Below are 21,822 nucleotides of genomic sequence, written 5' to 3'. Positions count from 1 at the left end.
CGTTGCGGCAGGGAAACCCTGCGGCACGATAAAACCACATATCTGCTGGCATATTCGGCAGTAAACGGCTTTAACGAACAAATTGATGAGAAAGCTTCTCAAAACGTCGAATTTATAAGGATATGGGGGCGACGGCGCGGATTGCAATGGCGGGAAAATGTAAGCGGTTAATGCGGCGCCGATCTGGCGCCGCGCTTTTTGTGACATGGTCACATAACGTTCATTTCTCCGGCTTGCGCGCCGCGATTTCCTGCTGCTCTTGCGGCGGCGGCGTCAGAGGACCGAACCAGCGCTGCGCCAGCCAGCAGGTGATCACCACCAGCAACCAGCTGATCAACGTGGCCATCGCCAGATCGCGCGGCCAGTGCATGCCCAGCAGCAAGCGGCTGCCCATTACCCCGGCCGCCCACACCATCAGGATCGCGACGGTTTTGTAATGGCGGCGCGGCCACAGCAGCCCTACGCCCAATAGCGCCCAGGTGGCGGCGAACATGGTGTGCCCCGACGGAAAAGCAAAGCCGGTTTCAAACTGCCAGTGCTTGCGCAGCCAGCTCGGCACCAGCGTCTGGTCTTGCAGTTGCTCGCGCACCAGCGCGCTGCGCTCTTTGCGCTGCAGCGAGTAGAAATACTTGCCGTCCACGCCGTGGGTTTGCTCCAACCACACCACGAAAGGACGCGGCTCTTGCACCCGATCCTTGATCAACGACTTCACGCCCTGCCCAATCAACAGCGCGGCGAAAAGCAGCATCGCCAGACCGATGGCCGGCTTCAGCCGAAAGCGCAGGCACCACAAAAACCAACCGCAGAGGATCGCGCTGGTCAGAATGCCCCACGGCGAGGTCACGGTTTCGGTCACCCAGTACAGCGCTTTCAGCAGCCGGTCATTGCCGCCGGGTTGCCAGTGCCAGCCGGATACCCAGACCGCCAGCGGCATCAACAGCAGCAGCAACGCGCCGCCCGCCGTGCGTTTTGCTATCTCATACATTCCCGTTTTCCTCTGCGTGAATCAGGCTGCAGTGTAACAAGAGTGCAATCTTGATAACACGCGAAAAATTAAACAGATAGACAACCTATCGCAATAATAGGTGGCCAGAAAACGCCATCTGCTGGTTTGCTGAGCACCGCCCGGCAAGAAGTTGTGGCAAAATAGCCGATAATTAACGAAATAGAGATCGGCGTAGCACGTTTTAGTCTTGGTCAATGCACTGACCGGACTTAGGATGCGCGACAATGATTGAATCGTAGGTTTTTGTGGAGAGTGACATGCAGCTTAAACGGGTGGCAGAGGCTAAACTGCCGACACCTTGGGGCGATTTCCTGATGGTAGGATTCGAAGAACTGGCGACCGGGCACGATCATCTGGCGCTGGTTTTCGGTGATATTTCCGGTGAAGCGCCGGTGCTCGCACGCGTGCATTCCGAATGTCTGACCGGCGACGCGTTGTTCAGCCTGCGCTGCGACTGCGGTTTTCAGCTGGAAGCCGCGCTGGAGCAGATCGCCGAAGAAGGCCGCGGCATCCTGCTTTATCATCGCCAGGAGGGCCGCAATATCGGCCTGTTGAACAAGATCCGCGCCTATGCCCTGCAGGATAAGGGCGCAGACACCGTGGAAGCCAACCATCAGCTCGGCTTCGCCGCCGACGAACGCGACTTCACCCTGTGCGCCGACATGTTCAAACTGCTGGGCGTCGACGCGGTGCGCTTGCTGACCAACAACCCGAAAAAGGTCGAGATCCTGACCGAAGCCGGTATCAATATCAGCGAGCGCGTGCCGCTGATCGTCGGCCGCAATCCGAAGAACGAACACTATCTGGCCACCAAGGCCGCCAAAATGGGCCATTTGCTCGACCAGAAGTGATCGCCGCCACGGTGAAAACCATCAGGGCGCCTTGCGGCGCCCTTTTTACTGCCCGATTTACAGCATTTTCCTGATTACGTAGTGCAGGATGCCGTCGTTTTCGTAGTAGGTCAGCTCATTGCCGGTATCGATGCGGCAACGGGTATCGATCACCTCCTTGCGCCCGTCGGCATAGGTGATATGTACCGGCACCGTCTGGCCCGGCTGCAGCTGTTGCAGGCCGCCGACGCTGATCTGCTCGTCCCCGGTCAGCCCCAGCGTTTTGCGCGTCACGCCCTGCGGGAACTCCAGCGGCAAAATACCCATGCCGATCAGGTTGGAGCGGTGAATACGCTCGAAGGATTCGGCGATCACCACCCGCACGCCCAGCAGGCGCGGCCCTTTCGCCGCCCAGTCGCGGCTGGAGCCGGAACCGTACTCTTTACCGGCGATCACCGCCAGCGGCACTTTCTCCTGCTGGTACTGCATGGCGGCGTCGTAGATAGACAGTTGCTGCTGCGACGGAATATGGCGGGTATAGCCCCCCTCCACGCCCGGCACCATTTCGTTGCGGATGCGGATGTTGGCGAAGGTGCCGCGCATCATCACTTCATGGTTTCCGCGGCGCGAACCGTAGGAGTTAAAGTCCTGCGGCGCCACGCCGTGCTCGCTCAGGTAACGCCCCGCCGGGCTGTCGCGCTTGATGTTGCCCGCCGGCGAGATGTGGTCGGTGGTCACCGAATCGGCCAGAATCGCCAGAATGCGCGCGTCCTTGATGTCCTGCACCGGATCCGGCTTCACCTTCATGGTGCTGAAAAACGGAGGATGGCGGATATAGGTAGAATCCTCCTGCCATTGATAGGTCGCCGAACCGGTCACCTGGATCGCCTGCCAGTTGGCGTCGCCATCGAACACTTCGCCGTATTCTTTGTGGAACATCTCGGTGCGCACTTCTTCCACCGCCTGAGCAATGTCCTGGCTGCTCGGCCAGATGTCCTTCAGGTAGACCGGTTGACCGTCATTGCCCTCGCCCAGCGGCTCTTTGGTCAGATCGATCTTCATGCTGCCCGCCAGCGCATACGCCACGACCAGCGGCGGTGAGGCCAGCCAGTTGGTTTTCACCAGCGGGTGGATGCGCCCTTCGAAGTTACGGTTGCCCGACAGCACCGCGCCCACGGTCAGATCGCCCTCTTTGATCGCCTGCTCGATAGGATCCGGCAGCGGCCCGGAGTTGCCGATACAGGTGGTACAGCCATATCCCACCAGGTTGAACCCCAGTTCTTCCAGATAAGCGGTGAGCTTGGCGCTGTCGAAGTAGTCGGTCACCACTTTGGAACCCGGCGCCAACGACGTTTTTACCCAAGGCTTGCTGCGCAGCCCTTTCTTGACGGCGTTTTTCGCCAGCAGGCCGGCCGCCATCATCACGCTCGGGTTGGAGGTGTTGGTGCAGGAGGTGATCGCCGCGATCACCACCGCGCCGTCGTGCAGCTCGTGCTGCTGCCCATCCAGCGTAAAGGGTTTGCTGTCTGCCTTGGTCTTGTGGCCGCCGATATCCAACTCGGTAGCGGCCTTGAACGCCTGCGGCACATTCGGCAGCGCGACGCGATCCTGCGGGCGTTTCGGCCCGGCGAGGCTGGCCTCGACCGTCGACATATCCAGCGCCAGCGAGCTGGTGAATACCGGCTCATCCCCCGGGTTGCGCCACATGCCCTGCGCCTTGGCGTAGGCTTCCACCAGCGCGATTTGTTCGGCGCTGCGGCCGCTGAGTTTCATGTAGCCGAGCGTGACGTCATCTACCGGGAAGAAACCGCAGGTGGCGCCGAACTCCGGCGACATATTGGCGATGGTCGCCCGGTCCGCCAACGGCAGATCGGCCAGGCCGTCGCCGTAAAACTCGACGAACTTGCCAACAACGCCGTGCTTACGCAGCATTTGAGTGACGGTCAGCACCAGGTCGGTGGCAGTAATGCCCTCGCGGAGCTTGCCGGTCAGCTTAAAGCCGACTACGTCCGGGATCAGCATCGACACCGGCTGGCCCAGCATCGCCGCTTCCGCTTCGATACCGCCGACGCCCCAGCCGAGAATGCCCAGGCCGTTGATCATGGTGGTGTGAGAATCGGTGCCCACCAGCGTATCCGGATAGGCCACGCGGCGACCGCTTTCATCACTGTGCCACACCGTTTGGCCGAGGTATTCGAGGTTGACCTGGTGGCAGATGCCGGTGCCCGGCGGCACCACGCGGAAACGGTTGAAGGCTTTCTGCCCCCAGCGCAGGAAGGTGTAGCGCTCGTGGTTGCGCTGCATTTCGATACGAACGTTGTCTTCGAAGGCGTTGTCATCGCCGAATTCATCGACGGTAACCGAGTGGTCAATCACCAGATCCACCGGTGACAGCGGGTTCACCTGGTCGACATTGCCGCCCAGCCGCCGCACCGCTTCACGCATCGCCGCCAGATCCACCACCGCCGGAACGCCGGTAAAATCCTGCATCAGCACGCGCGCCGGACGGTAGGCGATCTCACGGTCAGCATGGCCGGTTTGCAACCAGGCGACGATGGCCTTGAGGTCGTCAACCTGCACGGTATCGCCATCCACATGGCGCAGCAGGTTCTCCAACAGCACTTTCATTGATTTCGGCAACCGGTCGATATCACCCAGCTGCTTCGCCGCCAACGGCAGACTGTAGTAGTAATATTCGCTATTCAGCGCAACCAGCTTATCCAGACTTGTTTCACGAAGATCGGACGACATAGCTCCTCCATTTCTTATTGTGATTAAAACAGGGTAATCAGTGAGGTCTTGTTTAAAGATACCACAAAGATAAGTTAACGTTTTGATAACAACACGATTTGATCACAGCGATAGGTGAGAACAATCAAGAAGAAGGAAGTGCGAGCGCAGCCAAGGGGTTAGGCCACGCGTCAACGAAAACGCCGCAACGAGGCGGCGTTTTGGCAGGGAAAATCTCGCGGCTTTAGCGGGGTTTGCGCACCAGGCGGCGACATACTGTGAGCACAACTGCAGCAATGATGGCAGAGACACCCAATTTAATGGCAATGACAGCCGAGTCGAAATTATTCATCCCTATTTCACCATCACCGTTAATTTCTATGTTGTTGGAAACGAAGCTGTCGAAAATTCCGTCTGGCAGGTAGCGCAACAACAAAAGGGTTAGCAACAAGAACAGAACAATCCAGAGACTTTTTTTCATTGTGATACCACGCATTTACTGTAATCAGGCTCGCCTTGAACATCTATACGACCGTACGCCATCAGCCCTCGACCTCCAGGCACTCTCACCTTTCTACGCCTTAGCAGCGCATCCCGAAGGATCTGGAAATCACTCGATAAATCAGCGTAGTTAAGCCTGCATATCTGCATAACGTTGAATTTCCATACTCAATTATCCGAACGTTTTGCAGTCTACTTAGAGGCTAACGGGTTGAAAAGAGGACGGCGGCTTTTCAGGATGATCCTGAGAAACAAGGAAGGTGCGGGTTTCCGGGCTAAAAAAACCCGGTTTAGCAGGCGCCTAACCGGGTTTGATTTGATATCGTCAACGATTACTTAATCGGCAGCTTGATGTCCTTGAACATCGCTTCAATCTCTTCGTTGGAGCGCAGCGCCACTGCGCTGTCGACCACGTCGCGCGTCAGGTGCGGCGCGAAGCGCTGAATGAAGTCGTACATGTAGCTGCGCAGGAAGGTGCTGCGGCGGAAGCCGATTTTAGTGGTGCTGTAGGTGAAGATATCGCGCGCATCCACCGTCACCAGATCCGGATCCTGTACCGGATCCACCGCCATGCTGGCGATCACCCCTACCCCCAATCCCAAACGCACATAGGTTTTAATCACGTCGGCATCAGTGGCGGTAAAGACGATGCGCGGCGTCAGGCCGGCGCGGTTGAAGGCGGTGTCCAGCTCCGAGCGGCCGGTAAAGCCGAAGGTGTAAGTGACGATCGGGTAAGCCGCCAGTTCTTCAATGCTGATGCTGCTTTTGCCCGCCAAAGGATGATCGGGCTTCACCACCACCGCACGGTTCCAGTGGTAGCACGGCAGCATGATAAGATCGTCATACAGGTGCAGCGCTTCGGTGGCGATGGCGAAATCAGCGGTGCCCTTGGAGACCGCTTCGGCGATCTGCGTCGGCGAGCCCTGATGCATGTGCAGCGAGACACGCGGGTAACGCTCAATGAAGCCTTTGATCACGTTGGGCAAGGCGTAGCGAGCCTGGGTATGCGTGGTGGCGACGTACAGCGAGCCTTTATCCGGGTAGGTGTGTTCACCGGCGACGGCCTTGATGGCGTCTACCTTGGACAGCACTTCACGCGCGATGCGAATGATTTCCTGGCCGGCGGGGGTGACCTGGGTCAGGTGCTTGCCGCTGCGGGCGAAAATCTGGATGCCCAGCTCATCTTCGAGCATGCGCACCTGTTTGCTGATGCCGGGTTGAGAGGTATAGAGCCCTTCTGCCGTCGAGGAGACATTCAGGTTGTGGTTAACCACTTCCACAATGTAACGAAGCTGCTGCAATTTCATATCTTATACCATCCTAGGTTAAACACTGCGGCTTACCCGCAGCCAGGTATATCGGTGTCGCCCCGGTATGCTGAAACTCACAAGCCATAAACCCCGTGTTCTACCCTGATGGTGAAGAAAACGCCGTTGTTAATAAGCTTTAATAATAAAAAAACTTTTTATATAACCACTATACCACGATGCAGCTTCAAGTATAGATCCGCGTCACACTATGATAACGATTATTTTGCATGGGTATCAACGTGAAACGGCGGTGTCGGAGGGATAAAAACAGCAAAGGATAGATCCGTTTGCCCCTTTTCACCAATAAAAAAACCAGCCGCCAGGGCTGGTTTTTCATCTTGCGGTCAGGACATCGGCCTTACTTCTTGCCTTCGACCCACTTGCCGTCCACGTAGAACGCGGACCAACCGGTCGCCTTGCCGTCTTTTTCAGAGGAGACGTACTGCTGCTTGGTTTTACGGCTGAAACGCACCAGCGTTTTGTTGCCTTCGGCATCCGCCACCGGCGCATCGGCCAGGTAGCGCAGTTTCTCCGGCAGACGATCCTTGAAGCGAGCCAGTTCTTCCACCAGCGGCGCACGGGTCTCGCGCGATTTAGGGAAGGTGTTGGCCGCCAGGAACACGCCGGCAGCGCCGTCACGCAGCACGAAATAGGCGTCGGACTTCTCGCACGGCAGCTCCGGCAACGGCACCGGATCTTCCTTCGGCGGCGCGACATCGCCGTTACGCAGGATCTTGCGGGTGTTTTTGCAGTTCTCGTTGGTGCAGCCCATGTACTTGCCGAAACGCCCCATTTTCAGGTGCATTTCCGAGCCGCACTTGTCGCACTCCACCACCGGGCCATCATAGCCTTTCAGACGGAACTCGCCCTCTTCGATCTCATAGCCGTCACACGCCGGGTTGTTACCGCAGACGTGCAGCTTGCGCTGGTTGTCGATCAGATAGCTGTCCATCGCCGTACCGCATTTCTGGCAGCGGCGGCGGGCGCGCAGCGCGTTGGTTTCCGCGTCGTCGCCTTCGAGGATGTTGAGCACTTCCGCTTCCGGCACCAGGTTGATGGTGGTTTTGCAACGTTCCTTCGGCGGCAGCGCGTAGCCGGAACAGCCGAGGAACACGCCGGTGCTGGCGGTACGGATGCCCATCTTGCGACCGCAGGTCGGGCAGTCGATGCTGGTCATCACCATCTGGTTAGGCCGCATGCCGCCTTCTTCCGGATCCTTCTCCGCCGTTTCCAACTGCTCGCTGAAGTCGACGAAGAATTCGTCCAGCACCGCTTTCCACTCGGCCTGGTTGTTGGCGACCTCATCGAGGCCGTCTTCCATGCGCGCGGTGAAGTCATAGTTCATCAGCTCGCGGAAGTTTTCTTCCAGGCGATCGGTGACGATCTCACCCATTTTCTCGGCATAGAAACGGCGGCTTTCCACCCGCACATAACCGCGATCCTGAATGGTCGAGATGATGGAGGCGTAAGTGGACGGACGGCCGATGCCGCGTTTCTCCAGCTCTTTCACCAGCGAGGCTTCGCTGTAGCGCGCCGGCGGCTTGGTGAAGTGCTGGCTCGGGATCAGTTTCTGCAGATCCAGCTCGCTGCCGATTTCGACGAACGGCAACGTGCGATCTTCATCGCCTTTGCGCAGAGCCGGCATCACCTTGGTCCAGCCGTCAAAGCGCAGCGTACGGCCCTTGGCGCGCAGCTGATAATCGCCGGCTTTCACCGTCAGCGTGGTGGAATCGTATTGCGCCGGCGTCATCTGGCAGGCGACGAACTGACGCCAGATCAGCTGATACAGTTTCTGCGCGTCCGCTTCCATGTCTTTGAGCTGTTCGGCGAGCACGTTCACGTCCGAAGGACGGATCGCTTCGTGCGCTTCCTGCGAATTCTCTTTGCTGCTGTACTGATTCGGCGCCTTCGGCAGGTATTTATCGCCGAAGTTGTCGCCGATGTAGCCACGCACCATGTTGAGCGCATCCTGGCTCAGGTTGGTGGAGTCGGTACGCATATAGGTGATGTGACCGGCTTCATACAGCCGTTGCGCCATCATCATGGTTTTCTTCACGCCGAAGCTCAGGCGGGTGCTGGCGGCCTGTTGCAGCGTGGAGGTAATGAAAGGCGCGCCCGGCTTGCTGCTGGTCGGTTTGTCTTCGCGATCCAGCACCGTGTAGCGGGCTTTTTCCAGCAACTTGACCGCGGCGTGCGTCTGCTCGCGGTTGACCGGCTTGAACGGTTTGTCGTGCGCATGGGTCACTTCCATCTGCAGCGCGGTGTCACCCTTCGCCAGCAGATCGGCATGCAGCTCCCAGTACTCTTCCGGCACGAACGCCTTGATGTCGCGCTCACGCTCAACCACCAGGCGCACCGCCACCGACTGCACGCGGCCGGCGGACAGGCCGCGGGCGATTTTTTTCCACAGCAGCGGCGAGACCATATAGCCCACCACGCGGTCCATAAACCGGCGCGCCTGCTGCGCGTTGACGCGGTCAATGTTCAGCTCGCCCGGCTGTTTGAACGCCTGTTGGATCGCGTTTTTGGTGATTTCGTTAAACACCACGCGGCTAAAGCGTTTGTCATCCCCACCGATCACTTCCCGCAGGTGCCAGGCGATGGCTTCCCCTTCGCGGTCAAGGTCGGTTGCGAGATAAATGTGGTCGGCGTTTTCCGCCAACGATTTTAACTCGGCGACCACTTTTTCTTTACCCGGCAGGATTTCATAATGCGCTTTCCAGCCGTGGTAAGGGTCGACGCCCATGCGATTTACCAGCGCCGCCTTCTCATCTTTTTTAACTTTTTTCTTGGCTTTGTCTTCGGTTGAGTCAGCGCTCTTTTTGCTGGCTGAGCCACTGGTCGGCAAATCACGGATATGACCGACGCTGGACTTCACCACGTAGTCACTTCCTAAATATTTATTAATAGTTTTGGCTTTTGCCGGGGACTCAACTATTACGAGAGCTTTACCCATATTTACCTTTACCTAATTTATTTCTTCTAAAAAGAAGTCTTTTATCTCGCCGTGCCGCGGCAATTCGTGTCTCTTTTTTTATATTGCGGCAGTCTGGCAAGAGATCAACAGATTTTTTTCTTTTGGTTGCCCAACTGCTCAACCTGAACGCAAGTTGTTGATCCTGCCTGCTATTCACCCATGCCCCAGAAGTATGGCTGCGTGATTTTTATTCATGGCGTAAACAAAACCTTCCACCCGACGCCGCAAAATCCCACACTGTACCTGATAAAAAGCGTCACGCAACCTAATTAGCACGGAAAGGCAGATTTCGCCAACCGGCCGCCGCCCATGGCCATCCAGACGGCAAATAAACCTTAGTCGGTTTGCGGATAAAAGCGAACCGGCGTTAGAATATGCGCAGCGTTTTTTGTTTGGAGTCTAATAAATGTACAAGAATACTGCACCTATCGGCCGCGAGGCCCTGCTGGCGGAAGCAAATAACATCATCCGCCAACACGAAGATTATCTGCACGGCATGATCGCCACCGACGTTGAACAAAAAAGCGGCGTTTTAGTTTTTCGCGGCGAATACTTTTTAGATGCCGATGGATTGCCCACCGCCAAAACCACCGCCGTATTTAATATGTTTAAACATTTGGCTCACCTGCTTTCGGAAAAATACCATTTGGTCGATTGAGAAAACAAAACGGGGGCACCTGGCCCCCGTTGATTCCTGCTCTTCTCGCCTTACAACAACGGCTTTTCCCCGCGCTGCCACCAGCGCAACAGCAAACGATCGACGCTTTCCGCCGCGCTGCCGGTGAAACGATCCATCAAACGTTTACGACGTGCATAGCGCACGGCGATCACTTCGTGGTTATCCAACTCGGCGATCAACAAATCGTCACTGGTGCCGATGGCGTCGATAAGGCCTTTCTCTTTGGCCTGGGTCCCGAACCAGTGCTCACCGGTGGCGACGTTGTCGATGTCCAGCGACGGGCGCTGCTCGTGCACGAAGCGTTTGAACAGCTCGTGTGTTTCGTTCAGATCTTCGCGGAACTTCTCGCGCCCCTGCTCGGTATTCTCACCGAACAGCGTCAGCGTACGTTTAAACTGCCCGGCGGTATGCAGCTCCACGTCGATGTCGTTCTTCTTCAGCAGGCGATGGAAATTCGGGATCTGCGCCACCACGCCGATGGAACCGATGATGGCGAACGGCGCCGCCACGATGCGATCCGCGACGCAGGCCATCATGTAGCCGCCGCTGGCCGCCACTTTATCCACCGCCACCGTCAGGCGGATGCCGCCTTTGCGCAAGCGCTCCAACTGCGAAGCCGCCAGGCCGTAGCCGTGCACCACCCCGCCCGGGCTTTCCAGACGCAGCAGGACTTCATCCTGCGCCGAGGCCACCGCCAGCACCGCGGAGATCTCTTCGCGCAGCGACGTCACCTCGTGCGCATCCATGCTGCCCTTGAAGTCCAACACGTACAGGCACGGCTTGGCCACTTCCACCGCGCCAGATTTGGCGCGCTGCTTCTTCAATTTGTCATCAGATTTGGTCTGCTTCTTGAACTGTTTCAGCCAAACCTTTTGCTCGGCAGTATCCATACGCGCCAGGCGCATATCGCGCTGCATTTCGCGATACTGTTCACCGAGATCGGTCAGCTGCAGCTCCCCTTTCTGGCGGCTCTTGCGTTGCCCCAGACTGACCGCCAGGATGGCCAACGCGGCGATGGCGAGCACCACCGTGGCGACCTTGGCCAGAAACAGGCCATAAACAGATATAAACTCCACAGATTCCGCCTTTATTTACAGGTTGTTAGTATGATTCTTTCCATTTTAGCCAACCGCAGCGCCTGCTGTCGCGGCTAAATGAAAATTCATTGCGTTCTGCACGTCACTATGGGGACGATTCAAGGCCGAACCAAGCCGCCGCCGCGCCGCTTTTGTTACAAAAGAATGCCATTTCAGCCTGCTACGCATTGAAAATGCGTACGGATTAAGGCATATAACACCCATTATTCATCAATATGATGAGACAGATTCGCTGCGCGGCCCGCAGAAGGTCGAGCTCTCGCTCCCGCCCTGGCCGCGCGTTTCACCCTTGCTCCCCACGATACGCGGGAGAACAGCCACCCAGGCGAGGATTTATCGTGCATTACCAACCCAAACAAGATCTACTCGAACAACGCATTATTTTGGTCACCGGCGCCGGAGACGGCATCGGCCGCGAAGCGGCGCTGACCTACGCTCGCTTCGGCGCCCAGTTAGTGCTGCTGGGACGCACCGAGAGCAAACTGCTGGCGGTACAACAAGAGATCGCGGCCCAGGGCGGCGCCCCGACCCTGGTGGTCACGCTCGACTTGCTGCACGCCACGCCGGAGCAATGCCGGCAGATAGCCGACGATCTGGCGCGCCAAATTCCGCGCCTGGACGGCGTGCTGCACAACGCCGGCCTGCTGGGCGACATTGCGCCGATGGCCGACCTGTCGATAACCATGTGGCAAGAGGTGATGCAGGTTAACGTCAACGCCACCTTTATGCTGACTCAGGCGCTGCTGCCGCTGCTGCTGAAATCCCACGCCGGGTCGCTGGTGTTCACCAGTTCCAGCGTCGGGCGCACCGGCCGCGCCGACTGGGGCGCTTATGCGGTGTCGAAGTTCGCCACCGAAGGCATGATGCAGGTATTGGCCGATGAATACAAAAATCGTAATTTGCGGGTAAACTGCATCAATCCGGGCGGAACTCGCACCAAAATGCGCGCATCCGCCTTCCCGCACGAAGACAAAAACAAGCTGAAAACCCCGGCTGACATCATGCCGCTGTACCTGTATCTGATGGGCGAGGACAGCCGGCGAAAAACCGGCATGAGCTTCGACGCCCAGCCGAACCGCAAACCCGGCGCGGCCGAATAATAAGGAGCGTTTCATGGCGGAAGATCGTCATCAACAGCGCCAGCAGCGCCTGAAAGAACAGGTCGATGCACGCATCGCCGCGGCGCAGGACACCCGCGGCCTGCTGCTGGTGTTTACCGGCAACGGCAAAGGCAAAACCACCGCCGCCTTCGGCACCGTCACCCGCGCGGTCGGTCACGGCATGCGCGCCGGGGTGATCCAGTTCATCAAGGGCGAGTGGCCCAATGGCGAAAAGAATCTGCTGCAGCAACATGGCGTTGAATTTCAGGTGATGGCTACCGGCTTCACCTGGGAGACGCAGAACAAGGCAGGCGACACCGCCGCCTGCCAGGCAGTGTGGCAGCACGGCAAACGCATGCTGGCCGACAGCGGCCTGGATCTGGTGCTGCTGGACGAAGTGACCTACATGTTGACCTACGGCTATCTGGAGCTGGAAGAGCTCAAAGAAGCGCTGCGGCAGCGCCCTGCGCACCAAACGGTGATACTGACCGGGCGCGGTTGCCATCGCGAGCTGCTGGAAATGGCGGATACGGTTACGGAGATGCGGCCGGTGAAACACGCGTTCGACGCGGGCATCAAGGCGCAACAGGGGATTGATTGGTAACAAAACGTTCTGGCCCCGAACGGGGCCAGAATGACGGATTAGCTGCGTTTGCTCGGTTTGCCCGATTTACTCGGTTTGCTGCCCGGCGCACTGCGACGGCCGCTGCCGGCCACCTGCGAGTGACGTTTGACCGCGCGACGGATCTGGTTAGCCTTCACGCGGCGGCGCTCACGCTCCACCGGCATCTTGCTGACCGTTTCCGGTTTCAATTCAACCAGCTCGCGCAGGTAGTTGATCGCCGGCAGATCCAGTTCGGCCCAGCCGCCGCGCGGCAGGCCCTTCGGCAGATCGATATCGCCGTAGCGTACGCGGATCAGGCGGCTCACCTGCACGCCCACCGCTTCCCACAGGCGACGCACTTCACGGTTGCGGCCTTCGGTCAGGGTCACGTTGTACCATTGGTTGAGGCCTTCACCGCCCTGGAAGCTGATGGTGCGGAACGCGGCCGGGCCGTCTTCCAGTTGCACGCCTTTGCTCAGCTGCTTCACTTTCGCATCGTCGACCTGGCCAAACACGCGCACCGCGTACTCGCGTTCCACTTCACGGCTTGGGTGCATCAGACGGTTGGCCAGTTCACCATCGGTGGTGAACAGCAGCAGACCGGAAGTGTTGACGTCCAGTCGCCCTACCGCCACCCAGCGCGAACCGCGCAGCTTCGGCAAGCGATCGAACACCGTCGGGCGGCCTTCAGGATCGCTGCGGGTACACAGCTCACCTTCCGGTTTGTAGTAAGCCAGCACGCGGCAGACCACCTCTTCGGACTCTTTGATCGACAGGACATGACCATCCAGACGAATTTTCATCGCCGGGGTCACTTCAACGCGATCGCCCAGCTTGGCGACCTTGCCGTCGACGCTGACGCGCCCGGCTTCAATCATGGTTTCGATTTCACGACGCGAGCCGTGCCCGGCGCGCGCTAATACTTTCTGTAACTTTTCGCTCATTGAGCAACCTCTAATGTCGCCTTCACAGGCGTCGGGGGGATAACCGCCGCGGCCAATCGCCGCAACGGTAATAATACGTTTATCAGGATCGAACCGCGCATTATACAGGCTTTCTAAGGTGTTGAAACCCACTTTATCGGCGGTGACCCCAAGCGGCGTTCACGGCGCCAAGAAGTCCTCCACCGCCCTCAGCACCGCGTCGGGCCGTTCCAGAATGCCGAGGTGAGTGCGGGCCTCTTCTAAACGCGCCACGGAGAAAAACGGCCGCTCGGCGGCAAATTCCTGCTGTTGCCGCAGATAGTCATCGCGGCGATCCAGCGAGTAAATATGCCGGCACGGCGGCGGCGCGCTCATCCCCGCCAGGCGTTGCAGCGGCGAACCGAATTGCCGGTAGGCCTGTTCGATGGCCACGCCGGCGGCGCGCCAGAGCCGGTCATCCTCCTGCGCCATCTCGACCTCCAGATGGCGTTTGACCCGATCGTGGCGGATGCCGCCCTGCCAGAAGTCGAACAAGGCGTCGCGCGCCGCCAACCACTGCTGCGGCCGTTGCATGCGGCTCACCGCCGCAAAGAACGCCGGCTCCGGCTGCGTCATGATCCAATCGAGAAACACCATGCCCTGCACCTGCTGCGGCAACGCCTCGGCCAACGCCACCGCCAACCAACTGGCGTGCGCCACCGACAGGGTGATCACGTTGTCCAAACGCAGCGCCGTCAGCAGTTGGCGCACATCCTCCAGCAAATCGTCCCCCGTCAGCGACATCTCCGCCGCTTTTGACGACAGGCCGTGGCCACGCCAATCGATGCTGATCGTCCGATAACGGTCGGCCGCCAGCGCGATGAACGGCTCAAACACGGTTTTCGGTTCGCACCAGCCGGGCAGCAACACCAACGTGAGCGGCCCTGAGCCGATATCCTGATAATCGAGCGTCATGTTGGCACTGTGAAATGCGGTCATATTACCTCCTGCGCGTCTCTCCCCGACCCGTTCGGGAATTACCGACGGGCTAAGGGTGACAGCGCAGCAGGTCGTGATCTATTGAAGTTCGTGCGGAAAAGACCCGAGCGCACCTTATGAAAAAATGCGCACTTATTGGAATGGGAATTTAATGGCGCACGCAGGGATAGGCGGCGCTCAACGCCAGCATAATCACCGACGGTGCGGAATAATGCAGTTGCTCGGGATGTTCGTTCAAGTACTGCATTACCGCGTCGGCGGCTACGCCGATGCTCATTCCGGCCTCTGGGCAGATATTGCGATTGCCCTGCATGGAATAGGTATCGAATACGCCGGCGACGTATCCCATAAACATGCCGCCATTCAGCGCTTCGGCCACGGTGGCTTCACCGCTTTTATTTTTTACGTAACCGCCGGATTCCGCCAGCAAACCGCTGCCCGAATAAAAACCCGCATTTGCCATTGAGGAAAATAATAAGGCCGCTAAAAAAGAAACCTGTTTAATCATTGCTGCGCATCCTGCCCATTATCAATTCTGAAGTCTTCAAGAATAGCGGCTTTCACGCGAAACAGCGTCGCTTCAGCCGTTTTTCAGACAATGGGCAAGGTGGCAACATTTTACATCAGCGGAAAGGCGCCGCGTCGCCGGCGCCTTCGCGCACCACTTCCGGCGAGGATTCGGTCAGATCGATAACCGTAGTCGGCTGTTGGCCGAGGAAGCCGCCGTGGATCACCAGATCGACCACCTTGCCCAAATGATCGCTGATCTCTTCCGGATCGGACTCGGCGAAATCATTGCCCGGCAGCATCAGCGTGGTGGACATCATCGGTTCGTTCAACGCCTCCAACAGCGCCAGCGCGATCGGGTTCGACGGCACGCGCAGGCCGATGGTTTTGCGCTTTTCATTCATCAGGCGGCGCGGCACTTCTTTGGTCGCTTTCAGAATGAACGTGTAGTTGCCCGGCGTATTGTTTTTGATCAGACGGAACGCCGTATTATCGACGTGAGCATAGGTCGACAACTCGGACAGATCGCGGCACATCAGGGTAAAGTTGTGGTTGCCGTCCAGCTGACGGATGCGGCAAATGCGCTCCATCGCCGCCTTCTCTTCCAGCATGCAGCCCAGCGCATAGCCGGAATCGGTGGGATAGACGATCACCCCCCCTTTGCGCAGCACCTCTACCGCCTGGTTGATCAGGCGCGGCTGCGGGTTGTCCGGGTGAATATAAAAAAGCTGACTCATGACTTGCTCCTAAAATAATGCCCGCGCGCGTTGCCACGCGCGTAAAATCAGACCGCCTGGCCCGGCTGCGGCCAATCGCGCCACACCGGCTCGACGCCGCCCGGCAGCCACAGCTTGCGCCCCAGTTCGATCCACGAGCAAGGTTGATGGAAATCAGAGCCTTGCGAGGCCAACAGGCGGTAGTTTTGCGCGTATTTCGCCAGCTGAGTGCGCTCATGCGGCGCCTGCTGACACTGCGCCACTTCCATGGCGTCGCCGCCGTGTTCGGCGAAATGCGCCAGCAAGCGTTTCAGCCATTTCGCGGTCAAATCGTAACGGCCCGGGTGCGCCATCACCGCCTGGCCGCCCGATTGATGAATCGCATCAATGGCTTGTTCTATTGTACACCACTGCGGCGGTACATAGCCGGTTTTCCCCTTGGCCAGGTATTTCTTGAACACCTGAGCCATATTGTCCGCCACACCGATCTCCACCAGGTAACGGGCGAAATGGCCGCGGGTCACCGCGCCGGCTCCGGCCAGGCGCTGGGCGCCGGCATAGGCGTCGGGAATACGCGCCTTGCCCAGCCGCACGCCGATCTCCTGCGCCCGCCGGTTGCGGCGTTCGGTTTGTTCCGCCAACAGCGCCACCAGCGCCGGATGCGCGACGTCCATACCCAACCCAACAATATGGATTTCATGATTTTCCCACAGCGTCGAGATTTCCACTCCATTGACCAACCGCAACGGCAACACCTGCTCCGCGATGGCGGCGGCGGCCTCGGCCAGCCCGGCGGTCGTGTCGTGATCGGTGATCGCCAACACCCCCACGCGCATCTCTACCGCCCGCTGCACCAGCTGCGTCGGCGTCAGGTAGCCGTCGGAGGCGGTCGTATGGCTGTGGAGATCGTACAGGGTAAAAGCGGTGGATTGAGGGTTACTGTCTGTCAAAACGGCTATCCGGCAATGGCTTGGTTTTCTATCATACCTGCGATCGGCGGCCGGACGGAAATCTATTCTGCCCCGGTTGGGCGCGCGGGCGGGATGATGAACAGAATTCACGCTGACCGCTAAAACATTGTACAAAAAGGGGGTTGACTTTGCCCTCGCGAACCAGTTAACTAGTACACAAGTTCACGGCAGTGGCCGTGTCGGATGAGAGTTAACAAAGAGAGTCTGCAAATGAACACATACATTTCTCTTCACGGTTGGTGGCGTACCTCCCTCTTGCGGGCGGTGTAATCGCGCATAGCTGTCATCTGACAATGCAGATTTCCTGAGCCCGCACCTGATGCGGGCTTTTTTATGGACAGAATTCACTGGAACCACCGATGATGAACATCAAACCACAATTGACATTACTGAAGGCGCAGGCCAGTTACCGGGGCGATCCCACCACCCTTTTCCACCAGCTGTGCGGCGCCCGGCCGGCCACCCTGCTGCTGGAATCGGCGGAAATCAACAGTAAACAGAATCTGCAGAGCCTGCTGGTGATCGACAGCGCGCTGCGCATCACCGCGCTGGGTCACACCGTCAGCGTGCAGGCGCTCACCGCCAATGGCGCGGCGCTGCTGCCGCTGCTGGACGAAGCGCTGCCGCCCGAGGTCAGTATTCAGGCGCGCCCAAACGGCCGCGAGCTGACCTTCCCGGCGATCGACGAGGTGCAGGACGAAGACGCGCGCCTGCGCTCCCTGTCGGTATTCGACGCGCTGCGCACGCTGCTGACCCTGGTCGACTCCCCGGCGGACGAGCGTGAAGCCGTGATGCTGGGCGGCCTGTTCGCCTACGATCTGGTCGCCGGTTTCGAAAACCTGCCGGCGCTGCGCCAGGATCAACGTTGCCCGGACTTCTGCTTCTATCTGGCGGAAACCCTGCTGGTGCTGGATCATCAACGCGGTTCCGCCCGATTGCAGGCCAGCGTCTTCAGCGAGCAAGCGAGTGAAATACAACGCCTGCAGCAGCGTCTGGCGCAATTGCAGACCGAATTGAAACAAACCCCGCAGCCAATCCCGCACCAAAAGCTGGAAAACATGCAGCTGAGCTGCAACCAGAGCGACGAAGAGTACGGCGCGGTGGTCAGCGGGCTGCAGGAAGCGATCCGTCACGGCGAGATTTTCCAGGTGGTGCCGTCGCGCCGCTTCTCCCTGCCGTGCCCGGCGCCGCTGGCGGCCTACCAGACGTTGAAAGACAACAATCCCAGCCCGTACATGTTCTTCATGCAAGATGACGAGTTCACCCTGTTCGGCGCTTCGCCGGAGAGCGCGCTGAAATACGACGCGGGCAATCGCCAGATCGAAATCTACCCGATCGCCGGCACCCGCCCGCGCGGCCGCCGAGCCGATGGTTCACTGGATCTGGATCTCGACAGCCGCATCGAGCTGGAAATGCGCACCGACCACAAAGAGCTGGCCGAGCACCTGATGCTGGTCGATCTGGCGCGCAACGATCTGGCGCGCATCTGCCAGGCCGGCAGCCGCTACGTGGCCGACCTGACCAAAGTGGATCGCTATTCGTTCGTCATGCACCTGGTTTCCCGCGTGGTGGGCACCCTGCGCGCCGATCTCGACGTGCTGCACGCCTACCAGGCCTGCATGAATATGGGCACCCTGAGCGGCGCGCCCAAAGTGCGGGCGATGCAGCTGATCGCCGCCTCCGAAGGCACGCGCCGCGGCAGCTACGGCGGCGCGGTAGGCTACTTTACCGCCACCGGCGATCTGGATACCTGCATCGTCATTCGCTCAGCCTACGTCGAAGACGGCATCGCCACCGTGCAGGCCGGCGCCGGCGTCGTGCTGGACTCCATCCCGCAGGCGGAAGCCGACGAAACCCGTAATAAAGCCCGTGCCGTGCTGCGCGCCATCGCCACTGCGCACCATGCCAAGGAGGTGTTCTGATGGCCGATATCCTGCTGCTCGACAACGTCGACTCCTTTACCTACAACCTGGTCGATCAGCTGCGCGCCAGCGGCCACCAGGTGGTGATTTATCGTAACCAGATCGCCGCCGAGGTGATCATCGAGCGTCTGGCGCAGATGGAACAGCCGGTGCTGATGCTGTCGCCGGGCCCCGGCGCCCCTTCCGAAGCGGGCTGCATGCCGGAACTGCTGCAACGCCTGCGCGGCCGGCTGCCGATCATCGGCATCTGCCTCGGCCACCAGGCGATCGTCGAAGCCTATGGCGGCCAGGTCGGCCAGGCGGGGGAAATCCTGCACGGCAAAGCCTCGGCGATCGTTCACGACGGTGAAGGCATGTTCGCCGGCATGGCCAACCCGTTGCCGGTGGCGCGTTACCACTCGCTGGTCGGCAGCAACATCCCGGCCGATCTGACCGTCAACGCCCGATTCGGCGAGATGGTGATGGCGGTACGCGACGATCGCCGCCGCGTATGCGGCTTCCAGTTCCACCCGGAATCGATTCTGACCACCCATGGCGCGCGCCTGCTTGAGCAGACCCTGGCCTGGGCGCTGGCGAAGTCATAAAAGGAACACGACGATGCAACCTATCCTTGAGAAACTGTACCGCGCTGAATCGATGAGCCAGCAGGAAAGCCAACAGCTGTTCAGCGCCATCGTGCGCGGCGAACTGGAGCCGAGCCAACTGGCGGCGGCGCTGATCAGCATGAAAGTCCGCGGCGAGCGCCCGGAAGAGATCGCCGGCGCCGCCAAAGCGCTGCTGGAAGATGCTCAACCGTTCCCGCGCCCTGACTATCTGTTTGCCGATATCGTCGGCACCGGCGGCGACGGCACCAACAGCATCAATATTTCCACCGCCAGCGCCTTTGTGGCGGCGGCGTGCGGCGCGAGAATCGCCAAACACGGCAACCGCAGCGTCTCCAGCCGCTCCGGCTCTTCGGATCTGCTGGCGGCATTCGGTATCCGTCTGGATCTGCCGGCGGAAGAGGCGCGCAAGGCGTTGGACGATCTTGGCGTGTGCTTCCTGTTTGCGCCGCAGTACCACACCGGCTTCCGTCACGCCATGCCGGTACGCCAGCAGTTGAAGACCCGCACGCTGTTCAACGTGCTCGGCCCGCTGATCAACCCGGCGCGTCCGCCGCTGGCGCTGATCGGCGTTTACAGCCCGGAACTGGTGCTGCCGATCGCCGAAACCCTGCGCGTGCTGGGCTATCAGCGCGCGGCGGTGGTTCACGGCGGCGGCATGGACGAGGTGGCGATCCACGCCCCAACGCACGTGGCGGAATTGAACAACGGCGAAATCTGCAGTTATCAGCTCACGCCGCAGTCCTTCGGATTGGAAACCTATCCGCTGGAGGCCTTGCTGGGCGGCACGCCGGAAGAAAACCGTGACATTTTGGCGCGGCTGTTACAAGGTAAAGGCGAGCCGGCGCACGCTGCGGCGGTCGCGGCCAACGTCGCGTTGCTTCTGAAGTTATTCGGACATGAAGACCTGCGCCAAAATGCGCGGCAGGCACTGGATATGATCAACAGCGGGCAGGCCTATGAGCGTGTCATCGCACTGGCGGCAAGAGGATAAATAATGCAGGAAACCGTGCTACACAAGATTGTCCGCGACAAAGCGCAATGGATCGCGGCGCGACAACAGCAACAGCCCCTGGCCGGCTTTCAGAATGACATCGTACCGAGCGAACGCAGCTTCTACCACGCGCTGCAGGGCACCCGTACGGCTTTCATTCTCGAATGCAAGAAGGCCTCGCCTTCCAAGGGGCTGATTCGCGAGAACTTTGATCCGGTGGAGATCGCCACGGTCTATAAAGATTTCGCCTCGGCGATCTCGGTGCTGACCGACGAGAAATACTTCCAGGGCAGCTTTGATTTCCTGCCGCTGGTGAGCAAAACCGTCAGCCAACCGGTGTTGTGCAAAGACTTTATCATCGACCCGTATCAGATTTACCTGGCGCGCTACTATCAGGCCGACGCTATCCTGCTGATGCTGTCGGTGTTGACCGACGAACAGTACCGCCAGCTGGCGGCGGTGGCCCACAGCCTCAATATGGGCGTGCTGACCGAAGTGATCAGTGAAGAGGAGCTGCAGCGGGCGATCGCGCTGGAAGCCCGCGTGGTCGGCATCAATAACCGCGATCTGCGCGATCTGAGCATCGATCTGGACCGCACCCGGCAGTTGGCGCCGCGCGTGCCGCATGGGGTGACGGTGATCAGCGAGTCGGGCATCAACAATTACGGGCAGATCCGCGAGCTCAGCCACTACGCCAACGGTTTCCTGATCGGCAGCGCGCTGATGTCGGAACCCGATCTGCGCGCCGCCGTGCGCCGTGTGATCCTGGGCGACAATAAAGTGTGCGGCCTGACTCGCCCACAGGACGCCGCCGCCGCGTATCAGGCCGGCGCCATCTACGGCGGATTGATTTTCGTCGGCCGCTCGCCGCGCTATGTGGATATCGTCCGCGCCCGCGAAGTCATTTCCGGCGCGCCGCTGAAGTACGTCGGCGTCTTCTGCGACGCCCAGCTTGATACCGTGGCGCTGACCGTAGAGCGCCTCGGTCTGCAGGCGGTGCAACTGCACGGCGCGGAGGACCAGGCCTATATCAGCGCCCTGCGCGCCCGCTTGCCGGCCGATTGCCGCATCTGGAAAGCGCTGAGCGTGAAAGAACGGGTGCCGGCGCGCGATCTGCAGCATGTCGATCGCTATCTGCTGGACAACGGCGCAGGCGGCACCGGCCAACGCTTCGACTGGTCGGTATTGCAAGGCGAAGATCTGACCAACGTTATGCTGGCGGGCGGTCTGCGCGCCGACAACTGCGTCGAAGCGGCCAAGCTCGGCTGCGCCGGGCTGGACTTCAATTCCGGCGTGGAAAGCGAACCGGGTATCAAAGATCCCGCGCGCCTGGCCTCGGTCTTCCAAACCCTGCGCGCTTACTGAATACGGCTCT

17 protein-coding genes, 1 pseudogene and 1 other annotated feature are annotated in these 21,822 nt (G+C 59.5%); of the genes and pseudogenes, 7 read left to right on the top strand and 11 right to left on the bottom strand.

The window, feature by feature from the left end; all coding sequences use genetic code 11:
* Positions 1–220: 220 nt before the first annotated feature.
* A complete protein-coding gene (gene pgpB / locus ITX55_RS01025; protein WP_047026012.1) occupies positions 221–985 on the bottom strand; it encodes a phosphatidylglycerophosphatase B in 765 nt (254 codons plus the stop codon).
* A 278-nt stretch (positions 986–1,263) separates the two neighbouring features.
* On the opposite strand from pgpB, the gene ribA reads away from it, so the two are divergent.
* Positions 1,264–1,857 (top strand): GTP cyclohydrolase II, encoded by a 594-nt coding sequence (gene ribA / locus ITX55_RS01020; RefSeq protein WP_019452695.1) that lies wholly within the window; start codon positions 1,264–1,266, stop codon positions 1,855–1,857.
* Between the two features lie 57 nt (positions 1,858–1,914).
* Here the strand turns inward: ribA and acnA are convergent, their stop codons facing one another.
* The 4 genes from acnA to topA form a co-directional block, all read right to left on the bottom strand.
* Positions 1,915–4,587, bottom strand: coding sequence for an aconitate hydratase AcnA (acnA, locus tag ITX55_RS01015; RefSeq protein WP_197850172.1), 2,673 nt, complete (start codon positions 4,585–4,587; stop codon positions 1,915–1,917).
* Between the two features lie 223 nt (positions 4,588–4,810).
* Entirely contained in the window at positions 4,811–5,047 is a 237-nt protein-coding gene (locus tag ITX55_RS01010) for a hypothetical protein (protein ID WP_049866682.1), read from the bottom strand.
* Positions 5,048–5,399: 352 nt separating this feature from the next.
* Positions 5,400–6,374, bottom strand: coding sequence for an HTH-type transcriptional regulator CysB (gene cysB / locus ITX55_RS01005; RefSeq protein ID WP_004930690.1), 975 nt, complete (start codon positions 6,372–6,374; stop codon positions 5,400–5,402).
* A gap of 361 nt (positions 6,375–6,735) precedes the next feature.
* Entirely contained in the window at positions 6,736–9,333 is a 2,598-nt protein-coding gene (gene topA / locus ITX55_RS01000) for a type I DNA topoisomerase (RefSeq protein WP_042784671.1), read from the bottom strand.
* Positions 9,334–9,760: 427 nt separating this feature from the next.
* On the opposite strand from topA, the gene ITX55_RS00995 reads away from it, so the two are divergent.
* A complete protein-coding gene (locus tag ITX55_RS00995; RefSeq protein ID WP_033643262.1) occupies positions 9,761–10,012 on the top strand; it encodes a YciN family protein in 252 nt (83 codons plus the stop codon).
* 50 nt (positions 10,013–10,062) lie between these two features.
* Here the strand turns inward: ITX55_RS00995 and sohB are convergent, their stop codons facing one another.
* Positions 10,063–11,109: a protease SohB gene (sohB, locus tag ITX55_RS00990; RefSeq protein WP_072627554.1), complete on the bottom strand. Its 1,047-nt coding sequence runs from the start codon at positions 11,107–11,109 to the stop codon at positions 10,063–10,065.
* 359 nt (positions 11,110–11,468) lie between these two features.
* Here sohB and ITX55_RS00985 point away from each other — a divergent pair, with 359 nt between their 5' ends.
* Together ITX55_RS00985 and cobO are read left to right on the top strand one after the other, a co-directional pair.
* Complete coding sequence (locus ITX55_RS00985; RefSeq protein ID WP_147838010.1) at positions 11,469–12,230, top strand: YciK family oxidoreductase; 762 nt, start codon at positions 11,469–11,471, stop codon at positions 12,228–12,230.
* Between the two features lie 13 nt (positions 12,231–12,243).
* Complete coding sequence (gene cobO, locus ITX55_RS00980) at positions 12,244–12,834, top strand: cob(I)yrinic acid a,c-diamide adenosyltransferase (protein WP_033643265.1); 591 nt, start codon at positions 12,244–12,246, stop codon at positions 12,832–12,834.
* Positions 12,835–12,872: 38 nt separating this feature from the next.
* Here the strand turns inward: cobO and rluB are convergent, their stop codons facing one another.
* From rluB to ITX55_RS00955, 5 genes are all read right to left on the bottom strand, one after another.
* Positions 12,873–13,778: a 23S rRNA pseudouridine(2605) synthase RluB gene (gene rluB / locus ITX55_RS00975; RefSeq protein ID WP_033643266.1), complete on the bottom strand. Its 906-nt coding sequence runs from the start codon at positions 13,776–13,778 to the stop codon at positions 12,873–12,875.
* Positions 13,779–13,937: 159 nt separating this feature from the next.
* On the bottom strand, positions 13,938–14,735 hold the full coding sequence (locus tag ITX55_RS00970; RefSeq protein WP_223084694.1) for an alpha/beta fold hydrolase: 798 nt from the start codon (positions 14,733–14,735) through the stop codon (positions 13,938–13,940).
* A gap of 148 nt (positions 14,736–14,883) precedes the next feature.
* Positions 14,884–15,243, bottom strand: a complete 360-nt coding sequence (locus ITX55_RS00965) for a Rap1a/Tai family immunity protein (protein ID WP_016927523.1) — start codon at positions 15,241–15,243, stop codon at positions 14,884–14,886.
* Between the two features lie 115 nt (positions 15,244–15,358).
* Entirely contained in the window at positions 15,359–15,979 is a 621-nt protein-coding gene (locus ITX55_RS00960; protein ID WP_033643268.1) for an L-threonylcarbamoyladenylate synthase, read from the bottom strand.
* Between the two features lie 47 nt (positions 15,980–16,026).
* Entirely contained in the window at positions 16,027–16,908 is an 882-nt protein-coding gene (locus tag ITX55_RS00955) for a PHP domain-containing protein (protein ID WP_223084692.1), read from the bottom strand.
* 252 nt (positions 16,909–17,160) lie between these two features.
* Positions 17,161–17,264 (top strand) — a sequence feature (Trp leader region).
* A gap of 24 nt (positions 17,265–17,288) precedes the next feature.
* Between ITX55_RS00955 and ITX55_RS00950 the strand changes: the two genes are divergently transcribed.
* The 3 genes and pseudogenes from ITX55_RS00950 (at position 17,289) to trpCF (ending at position 21,812) form a co-directional block, all read left to right on the top strand.
* Complete coding sequence (locus tag ITX55_RS00950; protein WP_042784677.1) at positions 17,289–18,851, top strand: anthranilate synthase component 1; 1,563 nt, start codon at positions 17,289–17,291, stop codon at positions 18,849–18,851.
* Positions 18,851–20,447, top strand: a pseudogene (gene trpD, locus ITX55_RS23940) (bifunctional anthranilate synthase glutamate amidotransferase component TrpG/anthranilate phosphoribosyltransferase TrpD). The gene ITX55_RS00950 and the pseudogene trpD overlap by 1 nt, the downstream one beginning before the upstream one ends.
* 3 nt (positions 20,448–20,450) lie before the next feature.
* Positions 20,451–21,812 (top strand): bifunctional indole-3-glycerol-phosphate synthase TrpC/phosphoribosylanthranilate isomerase TrpF, encoded by a 1,362-nt coding sequence (gene trpCF / locus ITX55_RS00935; protein WP_089191876.1) that lies wholly within the window; start codon positions 20,451–20,453, stop codon positions 21,810–21,812.
* The last annotated feature ends 10 nt before the right edge of the window (positions 21,813–21,822 follow it).

This window comes from Serratia sp. EWG9 (genome assembly GCF_019913725.1).
In the GTDB taxonomy this organism is placed as follows: Bacteria; Pseudomonadota; Gammaproteobacteria; order Enterobacterales; family Enterobacteriaceae; genus Serratia; species Serratia ureilytica.
The sequence above is the reverse complement of the archived record's forward strand: the minus strand, read 5'-3'. Positions and strand labels throughout refer to the sequence as shown.